The organism is Edaphobacter modestus (genome assembly GCF_004217555.1).
Taxonomy (GTDB): domain Bacteria; phylum Acidobacteriota; class Terriglobia; order Terriglobales; family Acidobacteriaceae; genus Edaphobacter; species Edaphobacter modestus.
The window spans coordinates 163,857-181,383 of record NZ_SHKW01000007.1; the positions used below are offsets into that span (position 1 = coordinate 163,857).

Annotated in this window: 13 protein-coding genes and 1 pseudogene; 10 read left to right on the plus strand and 4 right to left on the minus strand. The window is 51.2% G+C overall.

The annotated features are described in order from the left end of the window. Window positions 1-33: 33 nt before the first annotated feature. The 3 genes and pseudogenes from BDD14_RS29780 to BDD14_RS34905 form a co-directional block, all read right to left on the minus strand. Entirely contained in the window at window positions 34-1,467 is a 1,434-nt protein-coding gene (locus tag BDD14_RS29780; RefSeq protein ID WP_130424978.1) for a DUF3300 domain-containing protein, read from the minus strand. Window positions 1,468-1,533: 66 nt separating this feature from the next. Then, window positions 1,534-2,487, minus strand: a complete 954-nt coding sequence (locus BDD14_RS29785; protein WP_130424980.1) for an OmpA family protein — start codon at window positions 2,485-2,487, stop codon at window positions 1,534-1,536. A 492-nt stretch (window positions 2,488-2,979) separates the two neighbouring features. Beyond that, window positions 2,980-3,132, minus strand: a pseudogene (locus BDD14_RS34905) (DDE-type integrase/transposase/recombinase); the annotation flags it as partial. A 65-nt stretch (window positions 3,133-3,197) separates the two neighbouring features. Between BDD14_RS34905 and BDD14_RS29795 the strand changes: the two are divergent. After that, window positions 3,198-3,599 carry a PDZ domain-containing protein gene (locus BDD14_RS29795; protein ID WP_130424984.1) on the plus strand — a complete coding sequence of 134 codons (402 nt, stop codon included), beginning with the start codon at window positions 3,198-3,200 and terminating at the stop codon, window positions 3,597-3,599. A 267-nt stretch (window positions 3,600-3,866) separates the two neighbouring features. Here BDD14_RS29795 and BDD14_RS29800 read toward each other — a convergent pair whose 3' ends face one another. Beyond that, a complete protein-coding gene (locus tag BDD14_RS29800; protein ID WP_130424986.1) occupies window positions 3,867-5,168 on the minus strand; it encodes a tetratricopeptide repeat protein in 1,302 nt (433 codons plus the stop codon). Between the two features lie 318 nt (window positions 5,169-5,486). Between BDD14_RS29800 and BDD14_RS29805 the strand changes: the two genes are divergently transcribed. From BDD14_RS29805 to BDD14_RS29845, 9 genes are all read left to right on the plus strand, one after another. Then, the gene (locus BDD14_RS29805) at window positions 5,487-9,002 is read left to right on the plus strand and encodes a TonB-dependent receptor (RefSeq protein ID WP_130424988.1); all 3,516 of its coding nucleotides are present in this window, start codon (window positions 5,487-5,489) and stop codon (window positions 9,000-9,002) included. 147 nt (window positions 9,003-9,149) lie between these two features. Continuing rightward, the gene (locus tag BDD14_RS29810) at window positions 9,150-11,198 is read left to right on the plus strand and encodes an alpha-ketoacid dehydrogenase subunit alpha/beta (protein WP_130424990.1); all 2,049 of its coding nucleotides are present in this window, start codon (window positions 9,150-9,152) and stop codon (window positions 11,196-11,198) included. Window positions 11,199-11,215: 17 nt separating this feature from the next. Continuing rightward, window positions 11,216-11,518: a muconolactone Delta-isomerase gene (locus BDD14_RS29815; RefSeq protein WP_130424992.1), complete on the plus strand. Its 303-nt coding sequence runs from the start codon at window positions 11,216-11,218 to the stop codon at window positions 11,516-11,518. Continuing rightward, window positions 11,515-12,294 carry an SDR family NAD(P)-dependent oxidoreductase gene (locus BDD14_RS29820; protein ID WP_130424994.1) on the plus strand — a complete coding sequence of 260 codons (780 nt, stop codon included), beginning with the start codon at window positions 11,515-11,517 and terminating at the stop codon, window positions 12,292-12,294. The genes BDD14_RS29815 and BDD14_RS29820 overlap by 4 nt, the downstream gene beginning before the upstream one ends. Before the next feature lie 41 nt (window positions 12,295-12,335). Continuing rightward, window positions 12,336-13,055, plus strand: a complete 720-nt coding sequence (locus BDD14_RS29825; RefSeq protein ID WP_130424996.1) for a cyclase family protein — start codon at window positions 12,336-12,338, stop codon at window positions 13,053-13,055. A 57-nt stretch (window positions 13,056-13,112) separates the two neighbouring features. After that, window positions 13,113-13,391 (plus strand): muconolactone Delta-isomerase family protein, encoded by a 279-nt coding sequence (locus BDD14_RS29830; protein WP_130424998.1) that lies wholly within the window; start codon window positions 13,113-13,115, stop codon window positions 13,389-13,391. Between the two features lie 68 nt (window positions 13,392-13,459). Next, window positions 13,460-14,398 carry a sugar phosphate isomerase/epimerase family protein gene (locus tag BDD14_RS29835; protein ID WP_130425000.1) on the plus strand — a complete coding sequence of 313 codons (939 nt, stop codon included), beginning with the start codon at window positions 13,460-13,462 and terminating at the stop codon, window positions 14,396-14,398. Between the two features lie 24 nt (window positions 14,399-14,422). Further along, a complete protein-coding gene (locus BDD14_RS29840) occupies window positions 14,423-16,639 on the plus strand; it encodes an outer membrane protein assembly factor BamB family protein (protein WP_130425002.1) in 2,217 nt (738 codons plus the stop codon). A 77-nt stretch (window positions 16,640-16,716) separates the two neighbouring features. Further along, the gene (locus BDD14_RS29845; protein WP_165420413.1) at window positions 16,717-17,475 is read left to right on the plus strand and encodes an SDR family NAD(P)-dependent oxidoreductase; all 759 of its coding nucleotides are present in this window, start codon (window positions 16,717-16,719) and stop codon (window positions 17,473-17,475) included. The last annotated feature ends 52 nt before the right edge of the window (window positions 17,476-17,527 follow it).

Genomic DNA, 17,527 nt, shown 5'->3' on the forward strand with positions numbered 1-17,527 from the left:
CGTTCGCGTCTAGCTCTGGCGATCACGCGAGACTTATCTTCGTCCTCCTCCACGGAAACCACCACCACCGCCCCAGCCTCCACCGCCGGCGCTGCGACCGCCCCAGCCTCCGCCGCCACCGCCACCGCCACTGCCCCAGCCGCGTGCGCTTGAGGATCGCGATTGCCAACCGCCACCGCCTCCGCCAGAGAATCCGCTGAATGCCGTTGATCCCCTGCCGCTTGCACTGGCGTCGCTATGGTAGGCGGACGAAGAGTCGCCCCAACCATGGGCTCCATCGGATGCTGAACCCGATGTGTTTTGCCAGCCTCCGCCGGTGTTCTTATAGACGTTGCCGTTGGCGGCAGCGTACCTGTTGCCGCTGGAGGTCTCCGCTGTCCCAACAGATCCCGCAGCACTCGAATAATGCTGGGTGTCCACGGTCTGGCCGTTCTTCGAGTAGGTGGAGCTTCCCCAGTTCGAATAGGCGTTGGAGCCCTGATGGGTGGCGCCATAGGCTCCGGTGTAAGGGTTGTACGCCTGTCCTACCTTTTGCGTGCCGTAGGCCGTTGACGTCGATGCGCCGCGTGCATATGTGCCTGTGGAGGGGTTGTAGCCAGCGGAGGCGTGGGCGCTGCCGTAGGCTCCATGGTAGGACGCACTGGAGCCGTAGTAACCGCCGTGCCAGGCGGCATTTCCGTAGTAGGCACCGCCGTGATAATAAGCTGCTCCGCCGTACCAGTTGCAGCCCCAGTAGCTGTATCCCCAACCATAACCGCCGCTCATCATTGCGCCGATCGCCAAACCTGCACCGAAGGCGAGTACTCCGGTAGTGACCAGGTCTGTCGTGCTGTATCCCGGGGTTGCTATGGGGGTGCCATAGACAACGGTGGGGTTGTATTCCGGAACATAGACAATCTGAGGATTGGTCGGCTGGATAACGATGGTCTGCGGGGACTGTTGCACTACCGTAATCTGGGGGCCAGACTTGAGATTGCCTGCCTGCTTCGCTTGTGCACGGAGGGTTTGCACCGCTTTCATGACATCGGCTTGCTGGTTGTGATACGCCTCGCCGAGGGACGAGGTCCAGGCCAGGCTTTGTGCCATCTTGTCCAGGACGGATGCGAACTGTGTGAGCGCCTTAACGCTTGGGTCCCAGGTTTGTTTATCGACCGCCTGCGCCACCGCGGTTCCCGTTAGGACCTTATTGGTCTTGAGCCAGTTGTCGGCAACGGCAACCTGGTCCGGAAACGTTGCGGCACTGAGAATCTGGGCCACCAATGCATCCGGATACAGTGCAATGGGCGCCACGAGTCCCTGCAACTCGGAAGCGGTCATTGGAGCCCCCTGGCCCGAATAGTCTGACGCGGGCACCGCTTGTTGCGACTGGTAGAACATAGCAGCACCGGCGTCATTTGGTGTCGTCACTGCGATAAGAGGGCAACACAAAGCAGCTGAAAGGATCTTCTTCCCAAGTGTCACCGTCATCCGGAGGCTCCTTACGACATCGTCAGCACGCGCCATACGCCATTCCACTGCGGCCTCTTCCCGCCATCAAATCGCTTGATCAAGACCTTTGTTGACCAGCACTTTTACATCGACACGCCGGTTGATGTCCCGTCCCTCGGGATCGGAGTTTGGTGCGGCTGCATGGGTTGCTCCGTAACCAGCGGGCGCCAGAATGCGCCGCATAGGCACGTTGGCTGAGTTGCGCAGGTAATCTGTGACAGCGGCGGCGCGTTCGTCACTGAGCTTCTGGTTCTGGGCCTTTGTCCCTGTGCTGGAGGCATAACCCGCGATCTCAATCATGTAATTCTGGGTGGACATTGCGTCCGCGGCCAGCTTATCCAATACTTTCTTGTCAGCTGCCGACAGGCTCGATTGGTCTGGTTCGAAAAAGAGTGCGGCTTCGACTACGGTCTGATAGTCGCCGAGGTTCGACACCCGTTTGTTGACAAGCGAGATTGCCTCAGCATCCATAACGACCCCGGCGCCTGCAGCAGTCGCCAGTTGACCCGCCTGGTTCGCCGACGCCTGCGCCTGGCCCGCTGCGGAGACACCTTGATTGGCTGTGGCTTGCGCATTAGCCGCTGCAGACTTATTGGCCTCGATCTGCTGCTCCTCCGCTACTTCGACGGCAAAAGTGTCAGGATTGAAAGTAATCTTGTCGGCGTCCAGTTGACCCTTGCTGTTGCCAACGCCTTCCGCCGATATGGTCAAACCCGGAAGCATGGCGGTGGCGTCCATATCCGCTTTGCGGAGCCTGAATGATTTCTCGCGTTTAATTATGGTGCTGTCAGTGATGTTGACGATCGATGATGTGCCTTCCTTCTTCACTTTGACGACCACGAGGTCACCGTTGCGGGAGACGATGGTGCCAGTGACCTTGGCCTTCTTGCCGGCTTCGAACTTTTTAGTTGGCGTCGCTGCATGAGCGAAGCTAGCCAGCAAAAGGATGAGTGCGGGAAGGTAGAGTAGCCGCTGTGTTTTGATGGTGATAAGTCTCATTGGATTATCTCCGAATACAGTCTGGATCCTTTGGAGTTGCACCGTCGCCAGCCGGGCGATCCGGCTGGCAGAGCCGTCTCCGAATCGGCCCAGATGCCGATCCGATCACACCGTCAGCTAAAAGTTAGCTGTGGGCGGCGGTGCTGATAACTAGCGTTAATTAATTAAGGTCCCGAGATGAACCTTGTATCAGGGGCCGATTTGGGGGCCAGGTAGGAAACCCTCTCAAACCCGTCATGGAATGCCATAGTAACGAGCAGGGCCTTCGAGGTTTGATGGTCAGTAATTATATGCCGCTTTTGCTAACTGTGGGAGCCTCCCATGTCGCAGACATCGTCGAGCCGCAACTCCTTCAGGCTCTGTTGCATTAACTTGCCTGGCCGCAGTTTGTCTGGCTACTTTTCTCTCTCAGGCTGCGACAGGGAATGTGTCGAAGAGCTTGTTTACGAAGCGAATCTCATCTTTGACCTGCGGCTTACATGTGAGGCAATGCCCTCGACGGATCATACTCATCACTTCAAAGCCCTTGATCGTAGCGGCCGCCGTCTTAATCGTTTGAAAGCCTCGGGTAGGACGAATGACTCGCTTGAGTGCGCCATGGCCGGCTTCGATGATGTTGTTCAGGTATTTGCAGGTTCGATGCAACGGCCGGCGATTATAGGGTCAAGCTGGACTCGCCCGCCATCACTTTGGGCTTTGTGAACTTCGATATGCGGAACTTCGGAGTGCAGGCGCCGGAGCTGAAGGCCATCGCTCGCACACCAGAGTTGCCGTCTGCAACGGGTCCCAGCCCGGTCACTCTCGACTCGTCGCGCAGCCGGACCATTGTGGTGTGGCAAGGCACGAAGGTGCGGAACGTCGTGGGTCTCGAGGTTTCTGCGGCGGAAACGCCGGGGGAATCGGGCGTCATTGTGCTGGATGTACCCGCTGGCAGCCCAGCAGGCACCGCCGGGATCACTGCCGGAGACGTGATCCTCGGCTTCAACAACAAGCCCGTGAAAGACACGCAAGATCTCCTCAGATATACACGCGAGGCTGGCCATGGTTCACGCACAAGCATCGCAATTCTGCGCTATCAGCAGCGGTCCACGGTAAGCATTGCATTGGAGTAGGCAGGAGGACCATATGACAAGGCCGCAAACTAGAATCCTACTCATCGGAACGCCTTCTCGTCGAGGGCGCACTAATCGCATTGACGCTCAGCAAATCCAACGGCGGACCCAAACCATTGCGCAGAGCGGCGCCAACCCCTCCAACTCGATCCGCGCAATGTTTCAGCGATATCTGGCGTAACCATCCCGGAAACAGTGCTCGTTGCGTCGGAGGGGCATAACGCTCGCGGAGTCAATCCGTTCTCATTCCCCCTCGGGGCTTTTGGTCTACCGTTGGGATTCGGGTAAAGTTTCCTTTTCACTGAGATTACCTGCCGCTATTTCATTCGCGACAGTCAAAATCTGTATCGTTTTTGCATCATCCGGATCTATAGCAAGAATCTCTTTTAAACGTTCAATAGCTTCTTGAGTTCGTCCAATTTTGCATAAAAGTAAAGCTGCGTTGCGGGCAAAAACTAGATTAGTTGTATCCGTTTTTGCAGCCTGATCGTAGTGCTCTAAGGCTTCCAGTCGATACCCTTTTCTTTCCAGTTCAATCCCTGTGTTATTAAGCACCGTGGCTTTTTGCTCATTGATTGACTGAACGTTGCTCTCTGCGAATGAGGTCTTGAGTTGTTTCTGGAGATTAGAAGCAGCAGCCATATTTCCTGTCTTGGTGTATAACCTCGACAAACGAAATATGACCTCACGATCATCAGGCACCAACCTCATTGCGATTTCGAACTCTGCTATTGCTTCTTCATCACGTCCTTGGCTCTGGTAGATCTTACCGAGGAGAACATGTGTGGTTTCGTTATCTGGCTCCAAAACGATGGACCGTTGCAAGGCTGCCATACTCCTTTCCGGCTGGTTCAGTGAATACAAGCATTCTCCGATAGCTGAGTACGCTTCAGCGGAATCAGGTTCGAGTTCTCGCACCCTAGTGTAAGAGTAGAGAGCGTCCTGCCACTTCTTCTGAGAGTAGGCATCGCGTGCCTTTAGACGCCAAAAGTCTAACGACACCGGGGTCCTTCTTGTCTTACTCCCCAGTTCAATATCTAACTGCTTCTCTGACTCCGCGTAATTTCCAGCTCTAGAGAGCACAAGCGCGTAGTTGAACCGTAAATTAGGTAAATCGGGGTCAAGTCGTAAGGCGGTTGATAGATGATCCAACGCCATTTCCAAGTTATTAAGACTGGCAAAGGCTAAACCCGCAGACATGTATGTAGGAGCGTATTTCGGCCGCAGAGCAATCGCCTCATTTAGCTCTGTGCTTGATTCGATAGGCTGCGCCATCATGGCTAGACAAATTCCCGTGAGTAAATGAACATCACTATCAGAGGACGTTCCTAATCGAATTTCTCGCAAACTTGCCAACGCTTCTTCGACCTTCCCTGCCTGAAGGAGGCTCCTGGCTCGTGCGAGCGACAGAGCTGTGGCATGGGCCTGCGAATTCGAATGCTGTTGCGCGTAGTTCAGTGGCGGCTTTATAAAGTGGACTCCGACGAGCAACGAGATTAGCAAGATAGTCGGCCGCAATATCTTCGACGATTGAACCCAAAATGGACTGTCCGAAGGAATGAGATACATATTCGATCCTCAAACTGAAATTGAAATACCTCGCAAACGTTGAATGGCTGAGTTCATCCATCGTCTCCCAGTTGCAAAATTCATGTCCAGCCTTCTCAACAGCCCCAAATGCCAATAGTGGAACTAGTTTCGTATTGCTAAACGCCCAAAATCGCCATTCTGTACCTGTTTTATATCAGATACTGATATACCGCTCATATGCAGATAATTTTCCTTGACAAGCCAGTTTCTGGCTGTCTATATCTTGGTCGCTTCGTAAGGGTGCCTTTCCCAACCGGGCGATGTGATTGACGGTCAGAAATTCTTTGGAGAGCGAGCATGTCAGAAATCAGTTGCTATAAGAATGCGAAGTCCGGAAGTTTACATCGTCGATTGCGCAATGCGATTCGAACTTTTGTCTCGAGTGGTCTACTTATTGCGCTTTGCCCCACCGCATACGGGCAGACTGCTACAGGGCAATTTAACGGTCACGTTTTAGACAACACCGACGCTGCGGTTGTAGGCGCTACGGTAACTCTCATAAACCCACAAAGTGGATTGAATCGGGTTGCAATCACCAACGGCGAAGGGCTCTATCAATTTCCACTTCTCCCTCCAGGCAGATACAAGTTGACTGCGTCACAAAATGGTTTTCAGACAGCAGCAAGTCCTGAGCTTCAGCTTGATGTCAATCAAAATGCGACTCAGGATTTTCACCTGCAAGTCGGATCGAAGATGGAGACGGTCGATGTCTCGGCGTCTGCTGAACTGCTCCAAGCCTCATCTACGGAGTTAGGAACCGCGGTAGAGCAGCGTACGGTTAACGAACTGCCCCTCAATGGAAGAAATTTTACCGCGCTGCTTACTCTTGCCCCTGGTGTCAATGCGGTGAACTACTCCCAGAATAAAACAGTCGGCTATAGCACAGGATTCGGCGCGCCGGGTCTGCCAACCGCCACCTTTGTCTATCCATCTGTGCAGGGCCAATGGAATCGGGAAAATCTTTATTTCATGGATGGAATCATCAACACTGCTGCCTTTGGCGGCTCATACGACATCCCGCCAATCGTCGATGCTATTCAAGAGTTCAAGATCCAATCACACAACGACGTTGCGGAGTTCGGTGGTGTTTTGGGTGGAGTTGTCAACCTCGTCACCAAATCTGGCACAAACGCATATCATGGCGCGATATGGGAGTATCTACGTAACAATGCCTTTGACGCTCGCAATCCATTTACAGATTTCAAAGGTAACGTCTCGGCAGCACCGGCTTCCTTTCGTCAGAATGAGTATGGAGGCGACATTGGTGGCCCCGTACGAATTCCCAAGATCTATAACGGCCAAGACAGAACGTTCTTCTTCTTCGCCTATGAAGGATGGAGATATTCGAAGGCGGCGGGACTCACCTACATATCTCCCACTCCTGCCGAATTAAATGGTGATTTTACTAATCCGTCGGTGCTCACTACGAGTCCAACTACGGGCCAAAAGGTTCCTGCACTTTTATACAATCCATTTTCAACAACCGGCACTCCGGGAAATTACACCCGACAACTCCTCGGCGACGGCAGACACATTCCTGCGAGCATGATTGATCCTGTGAATCAAGCTTTTCTTAAGAATTATGGGGACACTCCAAACTTCACCCCCACCACGCCGGGCGGCCCCAATACGATCCTCAATGCAGTTGGTACAGATAATGCCAATCAATATAACGGGCGTATTGACCAGAATTTTGGAGCCAACAACGTCTTGTGGTTTCGATACAGTGTTCTCGCCGGTGGCAATCTAAATCCTTTAGCTGCCCACGTCGCCACTGTCAGCAGTGCAACCAACAGAAACTTCGGTGGTGGATATACTCACGTGTTTACTCCAAGCCTGATCTTGGATGCACGGGTTGGATATTCAGGAAGATTCAACACCGTGACCGAAACCAAACCAATAGGTGTCACGGCCGATTCTGGGTTTCCTGGCGTTGAGGCGACCTATGGGCACGTGAGTTTTACCTACCCAAGCGCCTCATACAACACTATCGGCGGCAGCGGTCCGAGCGGCTCGACTACTCATGAACTCAGTTACGCTGGAAATATTACCTGGCTGCACGGCAACCATCAGATACGCTTCGGATTCCAACAGATTATCCCACAGAGAACTACCGGACTTTCCGGTGGCCATTTTGGCGGCGCTAGTTTCACACATGACCCCAGCGAAACCGCTGATCCACGTAATGCTTCAAGCACAGGCAATCCTCTCGCCTCCGCGCTCATAGGCACTCCACATAATGGTCGCTTTCAGTCCCAACAGAACGGTTTGCGTTTCTATGCGAGTGCCGCGTACATCCAGGATTCATGGAAGGTCACTCCAAAACTAACTATTAGCGCTGGTCTTCGTTGGGATTCTCAATCATCACCTCGTATATTGGTGGGAAGTGCGGCAATGCTTGATCCCAATACGGGTAACTGGATTGTCTCAGGCGGGAAACTACCTCCTCCTTGTGACCCGGGCGCTGGCATCTATGCTCCGTGTATTCCCTCTTCGACTCCGGAAAACAACGCCTCATTAGCGGCGCATCTAAGGGTCGCAGACAATCCAAATCTTGGCCCTGATGGAGTCTACAAAGATTTCGGTCCCCGGTTCGGAATGGCATACAAACTAGACTCCTCTACCGTCCTACGAGGTGGATATGGGTTGGTTTATGACAACCTGCAAGGTGCGATTCAAACGCTCAACGATCGAATGCAAGCGTGGCCGTCTAATGCCTCTCTTCCGCTCGTATTCAACAACACGGGTTCCCCTGTACAAACCATGACGCAAATTGTGCCGACTCTTTCTGCCGCGAACGCCCTTCCGGCCGTTCCAACGCCGTGGCAGCAATCGGGCTGGTATTACGATCCACATTTGAAAAATCACTATTCTCATCAGTTCAACCTGGAGATCCAAAAACAAATAAGCTCGAGCCTGATGGCGTCTATTTCATACGCAGGAAGCGTCAATAGACGCCTTCCACTGACCGGTCTAATGAATAACTCACCTCTCTCCGGTCAGGCTGGAGCAAATCGTCCGTTTCCGTGGGCAGGTACACAGATTATGGCAACCTCTCGCGGTGAATCAAACTACAACTCTCTCCAGCTAAGAGCCGAGAAACGGATGGCCTCTGGATTTGCTTTCGGGGCTGGGTACACCTGGTCTAAATCACTCGATAACGGCGCAAGCGGATTCTTCAACACCGAAAATGGACCGGGGGGGGCTTCACAAGTACAGAACTATAATGATCTCAGTCAGAATTACGGACTATCCGGTAATAGCATCGCCCATATTGTCTACGCATGGACTTTATACGAATTGCCGTTTGGAAAAGATAAGCCATATCTCAATCATGGATTTGCATCTTACGTTGCGGGTGGATGGCAAGCGAATCTAAATCTGTCGGCACATTCAGGACCACCGCTCAGCTTTGCCGATTCGGGCATTGATCCTGCAAATATCGGGAACAGCGGTACTCAGATCTATGCAAGGGCAAGCATTACCAAGAGTCCTAAGATCTCTCATCCAACCAAGAACAGGGCATTCGACACAACAGTCTTTTTCCACCCTCGCAACGAATATGGAAATACAGGACGGGGAATCATACTCGGCATGCCGTTCGATAATCTCGATTTTTCTTTGAACAAAGGAATCTCTATCGCAGATAAAGCCAAATTGCAGTTCAGGGCGGAGTTCTTCAATGTCTTCAATATTCAAAACTATGGATTACCAGGTACCACCTTTGGAGGAAGTAATTTCGGTATCATCACAGGCTTGGCGGCAGGATCTACTCCCAGACAAATGCAATTCAGTCTAAGAGCAAGTTTCTAAATCTTCCATTATTTCTAAACCAGTTAGTCGCTCTGGTGCTTGGAACATCTAGTTGCGGCGATCCTCTATGAAAAGGAACGTTTTCCCGCAACCAGATTATCCTATCGTCCATTTATGGTTTGAAAAGATCGCTAATAAGGATGATCAATGATTGCTCCCCCTGATGTTTATCCGACTATCGAAGATAGCAACAGTTCCGCCCATATCACTCTCCTGAGGGAGATGATACTTATCAGAGAGCTGGAGCAAAGGTCACTAGATCTGAGCACTGCTTCACCTCCAACTGTTGTGGGCTCTGTACACCTGTGCGCTGGTCAGGAAGCGGTTCCGGTTGGAACACTTGCCGGCCTTGGAACTGCTGATCAAATCGTTGCGACATATCGTGGCCATGGATGGGCGCTATCGTCTGGTTTGTCTCTAGTCGAGCTCATGGGTGAGATTTGTCACCGAACCATTGGCATTAACCAAGGCCGCGGAGGATCAGCGTACATGATGGCCCCAGAAAGGCGCTTCATCGGAGAAAATTCCATTGTGGGCGCCGGCCTTCCCATTGCTTGCGGCGTAGCCTTGTCAAATCTGGCTTATAAGAATGGGAGGGTAGTTGCAGTTTCTCTTGGCGATGGAGCATTCAATCAAGGAGCGACTCATGAGGGTATCGCATTCGCCGCAGCGAAGAATCTCCCGGTCCTTATTATCTGCGAAAACAATCGTTGGTCAGAGCTGACCCCTTCCTCTTTGACTTTCAAAGTAGACCGTATAGCCCAGAGAGCAAATGGGTACGGAATTCAGGGTGTAACTATCGATGGGACAGATCCAGTAGTTGTACGCGACACGGTGATACAGGCTGCGGGGTGGGCTCGAGAGAATCGCGGCCCTGTGCTGATTGAATGTCGAGTACCCCGCTTGTGGGGCCACTACAACCGAGATATCGAACACTACCGGCCAAAGGAAGATCGTGACGAAGCAAGGGCCCGAGATCCGATTGTTCAATTTTCTAATAAGTTGCTCGGTGCAGGTTTGATTAGTCAAAATACTTTGACCGAATTGTCCATCGGTGTAAAGAACGAGATGGACGAAGCCGTAGCGATAGTTCTCAACTCGCCCATTCCCGATCCTGCAAGTGCAGCCAGACATGTTTGGGCCTTGCCAAATCCCACCTCTGTCCCTGATAGAGCACCTGAGCTCAAACAGAGCTATGGTTCAAAGACAGCTAGCTATATTCAAGCGGTAAACGAGGCACTCTCAAGGGAATTGGAAACTCGCCCGGAAGTAGTCATATTTGGTGAAGATGTTGGATTCGCTGGTGGCATCTTCGGAGCTTCAAGAGGACTTCAGAAACGTTATGGCATTGAACGCGTTTTTGACACGCCTATCTCAGAGAGCGCGATTCTCGGCTCCGCGGTAGGTGCTGCAATGATGGGAATGAAACCGATTGTAGAAATCATGTGGGCTGACTTTCTGCTCGTCGCGTTAGATCAAATCATCAATCAAGCTGCGAATGTTCGTTATATTACCGGTGGCCGGGCGGGTGCTCCCATCGTCGTCCGTACTCAACAAGGAGCGACGCTCGGATCGTGCGCCCAGCATTCACAATGTTTGGAGGCTGTTCTGGCACATATTCCGGGGCTGAGAATTGCTATACCGGCAACGCCGCAGGACGCATACGATCTTTTACGTTCAGCAGTCGCATCACCAGATCCTTGTATCATTTTCGAGTCGAGAGCACTGTATCAAACAACGAGCATGGTTTCTTTTTCAGATGAAATAGAGCCTATCGGTATATCTCGCCTGCGTAAATCTGGCCGTGACGTGATGATCATCACATGGGGAACAATGCTTTCCGTGGCATTGGGTGCCGCCGAAAGACTCGTAGAAGAAGGTGTCGACGCCGGAGTTCTCGATTTACGCTGGTTATGCCCTTTGGACACTAAAGCGCTGCGTATAGCTGTCGAAGAGGCAAACGGAAAGGCAGTCGTTGTACATGAGGCAAATCGCACAGGTGGCTTCGGAGCCGAGATCGTAGCGACACTTCACGAGTTATTCGATAATAACATTCATCTTGACGTGGTTAGGGTTGCCACTCCAGACGTGAGAATCCCTGCCGCGCCCAATCTACAGCGGGAACTTATACCAACAATCGATGACGTCGTTAGAGTAGTCCGTCAACTGCTTGTCTCAACACAGAGTCGCGTTTGACTCTATTAGGTGATTGTATGGAGTTTTTAGTATTCATGGAGCTTACAAAAACGATTGAAGGTGGTAGCAAGAAGGAAGTTGTCTTGCGTGAACAAGAAAGGTTGCGGAGCCGTCAGCTTTCCGAAAAAGGCGTTCTACTCCGCCTCTGGCGAGTACCAGGACGCCGAGCAAACTGGGGAATCTGGAATGCTAACAGTTGCGATGAACTTCACGATGCAATCGTGTCCTTACCTCTGTTCCACTACATGACGATTACTGTACATCCTTTGGCATCGCACCCTAACGATCCCATACCTTTGTATTCAGGAGCAGGAAAATGAGGTCTATAGAGAAGCTATTCCGACTTGAAGACAAGGTGGCTCTAGTTACAGGGGGCTATGGTGGCATCGGAGAGGCTGTTTGTGAAGGAATGGCACTGGCTGGAGCTAAGGTGGCCGTAGCTGGACATAACGGTCAGCGTGCAGCCGCATGCGCGAAGTCTCTTTCAGATCAAGGCTACGATGCTTGGTCAACCAACTTCGAAGCGACCTCGGTTTCTGAAACACAAAGAATGGTAGATCAAACGATTTCCCGGTTCGGTCGTCTAGACATTCTCGTGAATTGTGTCGGCCTAAATCGTGAAGAGAAGGCCGGACAGGTTACAGAAGAGATGTTCGACTATGTCTATAGCGTTAATCTGAAAAGTGCCATGTTTCAGGCGCAGGCTGCTGCTAACTACATGATTCAGCAGGGCGGCGGACGGCAGATTCACCTTGGTTCTGTTCGTTCGGTTCTTGCTTTACGTGGTCGTGGCTATGCTGCATACTGCGCCGCCAAAGGCGGTCTGATTACTTTGTGCCGGCAGTTATCAGCCGAGTGGGCATCCGACAACATCACTGTTAATGTAGTCGCTCCTACGTTCATCCGCACTGAACAAGTGGGCAGGATGCTTGCCGATCCAGTATTTTCCTCAAAGCTAGTCGAGCGAATACCCCTCGGGCGGATTGGCGAACCGACGGATGTTATGAGCGCGGTCCTCTTCCTCGCATCTCCAGCCTCCAGCTTTATTACTGGCCACACCCTCTATCTGGACGGAGGACTCACAGTAACACAATAAATTCAAATCACTGGGAAAGGTTCAACACGGGAACTATTCTGATGCCTACAAAGTTTATAGATTTGAGCATGGCAGTACACAACGAGATGATAACTTTTCCGCGAGTCGTCCGACCTGCTCTCGTCATGTATGAGACTTGGAAGGGATTTGCCGAACGTATCGGGGCTGCTGAGCACGGTATTGATTCGCTAACAGCGCACTACATGGTAGTGTTGGGCGATCACATTGGGACCCATATGGATTCACTTCGTCACATGCGAGAAGATGCACCTGGGCCTGAGGCGATACCGCTTGAATACTGCTACGGCGACGGTGTTTGCCTTGACTTTCGACACCTTCCGAAGGGAGCTGGCATAAGTGTTGGAGACGTTCTTGAGGCGTTAACCAGGATCGATTACACGCTGAAACCTCTTGACATCGTCTTAATTCATACGGGCGCAGGGAAAATACAGGATAGCGACAGGTATCTCACTGATCATGTCGGAATGACCGGAGAGGCTACAATCTGGTTGCTGGATCAAGGTATCAAGATGATGGGCATCGATGCTGTCACTTTTGACCCTCCTATTTGGGCTATGTTTGAACGTAAGAAGTTCTGGGAAGCTCATCGGGTTATGAATACGCGCGAATATTATCACCTCGAAAATCTTACAAATCTCGACCAACTTCCGAGTCACGGATTCACACTTAGTTTGTTTCCCGTCAAATGGGTTAACACTACAGGCGCTCCGGTAAGGGCTGTTGCCATTCTTAATCAATAGGTCAGCCGTTAGAGGACATAGCTTGCTATCAGAAATACGGTGATATCGGGAGATCGAATGCAATTCCTTTCCATTTCGCGCCCTCACAGAAGTTTTACTGAAAGCCAGTACCTGGAGTTAGTCGATGCCGAAGGCAGACAAGCTCGAACACTCTATACAAATGGCACGATTAGACAGCTATGGCATCGTATGGACGCTCCGGGTGTTTGCATTCTATGGGAAGCAAATGATGCTAAAGATGTCAAGGAGATGCTAGATGCCCTTCCATTTGCGAAAGCAGGAATCGTCGAATTTACGGTAATTCCTCTCAAGCCGTACAAAGGTTTCGGATCGTGATGATTAGCTGTAGTGCAAGGTAGAGGTTCGCTGAGCATGTGTCGAAAACCAAGAGCTAGGAGCCAAGTATGCACGAAGTACCGAATCGTCGAAGATTAGTGAAGCAGTTAGCCATGGGAACGATCGCCGGATTAGTTGGAGGTCCAAAAAGCGTATTCGCTCGGAAGCACGCCAGCTCAAATCAAAAGCTGAAGATTGGTCACACATGCATAACCTGGGGCACCTTTCCCCGTACAGGCGCCGACACGACTCTTGAAACAGCATTGAAGGACATCTCAGCTGAAGGCTTTTGGTCTTTTGAGACATTTCCGGAAGTTCTGGACAGCTGGGATCGGAGAGGTACGCTGACGCCACTTCTTGAAAAATATCCGGTGCCGTTGCGGTCCGGCTACATAACACCTAACCTTATTGATTCGACGCTCAGAAAAGACGAAATTGCCCGCGTAATTCGGCTGTCGAAAATCGTTCAAAAGCTTGGCGGAACTTTCGTTGTTCTGGCACCAAACAGCGTAAAGCGCGATTCCTACTCTTTCAAGGAAAACCAATCGAATATCGTAGCGGCTTTGAATGATTATGCTAGTGCTGTCGTGGATCTCGGTCTAGGCACCGGTCTTCATCAGCACACCGGAACCTGTATTGAAAGCCGCGATGAAGTCTACGCAGTGATGAACGCGGTCGACACCAAAAATCTGAAATTCGCCCCCGATGTCGGGCAACTACAGAAGGGCGGTGCTGACGCTGCGCAAGTGGTGAAAGACTTCCTACCGCTCGTTAAGCATATGCACTTGAAAGACTACAAAGGTTGGGATGCCTATGTTGGATACTGTCCATTAGGTATGGGCACTGTAGATATAGAAGCAATCCTAAATATGGTCGAAAGCGGCGGCCAACAGCCGGACATTCTGGTTGAGCTTGATCCCTCGAAAGATGAGCCGATGGCACCCTTGCAAACCGTACAAAAGACCAAAACTTATTTGCAAAAGCTAGGTTACGCATTTCGATCATAATTCTCCGGAATAGGAAAGAGATCTATGTACAAGAAAGCCGTACGTTTTCTTAGCTTACTCTGTTCTATAGTTGTTGTTACTTCATCGATAAGCACAATAAATACTATCTCTGCCAAGTCACACAAAGAAACCTACTCCAACTGGAGTGACTACGGTGGCTCAGCTGATTCGATGCAGTATTCAGCTATTAAGCAAATTAATAAGAGCAATGTAGGTCAACTCAAGTTGGCATGGTTTATGCCAGCTCCAGGTCCAGTCGGCAGGTTTTCATTTAATCCACTTGTCGTGGATGGAGTGATGTACGTAGTTGGTAAAGACATGGGAATCTATGCGCTGGATGGAGAGACTGGGAAGCAGATCTGGGTGCATGAGGTAAAAGGAGGTCAGCCAACGAATCGAGGATTCAATTGGTGGTCCTCAAAAGATGGCAGAGATCGTCGGTTGATCTTTGCAGTCGATGGATACATGCAAGAATTGGATTTGAAAACTGGTTTACCAATCGAGTCATTTGGCGATCATGGCAAAGTGAACCTGCGTGAAGGACTTGGGCGTGATCCTGCCAGCATTGGGGAGATTCAAAACGGTACTCCGGGGCGTGTGTTCGACAACCTAATTATCCTCGGTTCGGCGCCAGGAGAAATGTACGGCTCGCCTCCAGGTGACTTACGAGCATACGATGTCCTGACTGGAAATATCGTATGGACATTCCACACTGTCCCGCATCCCGGCGAATTCGGGTATGACACGATGCCCCCGGACGCTTGGAAATACGTTGGTGGTAACAATACATGGGGCGAAATTTCCATCGACGAGGAGCGGGGGATTGCCTATTTCCCACTTGGTTCGCCTACTTACGATCTTTATGGTGCTGATCGCAAAGGTGCTGATCTTTTTGGTGATTGCTTGTTGGCACTTGATGCTCGGACCGGGAAACGATTATGGCATTTCCAACTCGTACATCATGACCTTTGGGATTACGACCCAACTGCCGCGCCAAAACTTCTAACTGTACGTCACGACGGAACGATGACCGATGTCGTGGCACTTGCTGGTAAGACAGGATTCCTCTATGTTTTCGACCGTGTAACTGGGAAGCCACTCTGGCCAATCGAGGAGAGGGCCGTTCCGAAGTCCGACATGCCGGACGAAGAATCGTGGCCGACGCAACCGTTTCCGACTGCGCCGCAACCTTTTGCCCGCCAGCAGTTCACCGTGAAAGATATCAATCCTTATCTCGATTCGATCGAAAAAGAGCGTATCCATGATCTAGTCACCAATGCCCGCAACGAGGGAATTTTTACCCCGGTCACTGATAAGGGCAACCAGATTTCAGTTCCTGGTGAATTTGGTGGGGTGAATCAGGGAAGCACAGCTGCAGACCCATCGACAGGAATGATGTATGTCAAAGCGTATGATCTGCCCACCATTCACGCTATGACAAAGACGCCACCGATCAAAGCAAAAAGCGTGACTGGAGGAACACCGGAGCAGAGGGGTTATGGTCTGTATACGAAGAATTGCATAGGTTGTCACGGGCCGAACCGCGAACGAATTACATTTCCGAAACAAATCGATGTGAACCGCTTTACCACCGTCCTCCGGAGTGGAAACGGAGAAATGCCTGCATTTTCTGAAACCACTCTGAAGCCCGAAGATGTAACCTTCCTCGCAGCATATTTAACGGATCCTGTCGCTGGAGAAGCGGCCGCTGTCGCATCAGTCCGGAAAGCCTCGGCTCCTGCAGGCCCAGCACCGGAAGGGCAAACACGGTACTACGGTCCGTTTGGAAATATTTTTCGCACCAATAATGGACTTCCCGCATTCAGCCCTCCATGGTCCTCCATCGTGGCTTACGACCTTAATGATGGGTCTATCAAGTGGAGACGCCCTATTGGGACGACCCCTGGTCTCGCCGAAAAAGGTATTACGGACACGGGGAGCTCTCTGGCAATTCGAAATGGTCCGGTGGTTACAGCTGGTGGCCTAATCATCATCGGGACTGGGCCAGATCGTATGGTACACGCTCTCGATAAAGATACGGGTCGCACTCTGTGGGAGACCGAATTGGATGCAAATCCCGATGGGATTCCAGCGATCTATGAAGCTGGTGGAAACGAATACATCGCCTTTTATGCGTCCGTAGACGGAAAGCCTCAATCAGTATCTTACAAACCTGGCAAAGCAGGCACGCAAGGTTACTACGTCTTTTCGTTATCCCGAGCGCCGTCTACTTCGCATTGATTCAGCTTGCTGTGATTCTCCAACGTGGAAAGTGGAAATTCCAGTCGATGTCATACCGTATCACGGAGTCAATTTCTATGAAGCTTTCAGGCAAAGTTGCCCTTATTACCGGAGGGGGTCAAGGGATAGGGAGAGGAATCGCCGAGGTGTTCGCGGAGGAAGGTGCTGACGTTGCTTTGAACGATATAGATATCACGACAACGGCTGTGAATGATGTCGTGGAGTGGATTCGTTCTAGAGGAAGAAGATCGAAGCCATTTCAAGCAGATGTCGCCAATCGCCTTGAAGTAGAGGTGATGTTCGAGCAGGCGTGGAGAGAATTCGGACACATCGACATATTAGTTAACAACGCTGGTATAGAAACTATAGTTCCCTTCCTCGATCTCACGGATGAACAATGGACTCGGGTCACAGATGTTGATTTGCGCGGTCCATGGCTTTGTTCTCAAGTGTTCTGCAAACGTGCCGTCGCCGAAAATCGAAAGGGTAACATTGTGAACATTGGCTCAATTCAAGCGGCGAAAGTTCTTCCTGGAAGAACACATTATGCCCCAGCGAAACTTGGCATTGAGGCTATGACTCGTAATATATCCGCTGAGATGACGCCGCTAGGGATACGCGTGAACTGTGTTCATCCTGGCTTCATTGCGACAAATATGACCGCATGGATACTCAATAACCCGCAAATTCTTCCCGACATTCTGAAACAAATTTCCTCAGCGCGACCAGGCCAACCCCGAGAAATCGGAACCGCAGCCGCGTTCTTTGCCTCCGAAGAGGCAAGCTACATAACTGGACAGTCGATTCATGTAGATGGCGGGTGGGCTCTTAAATGAGCACATGTTCGCAGTTGATTTGTCAGAGAAATGATCATTCTAAAGAGTTCGG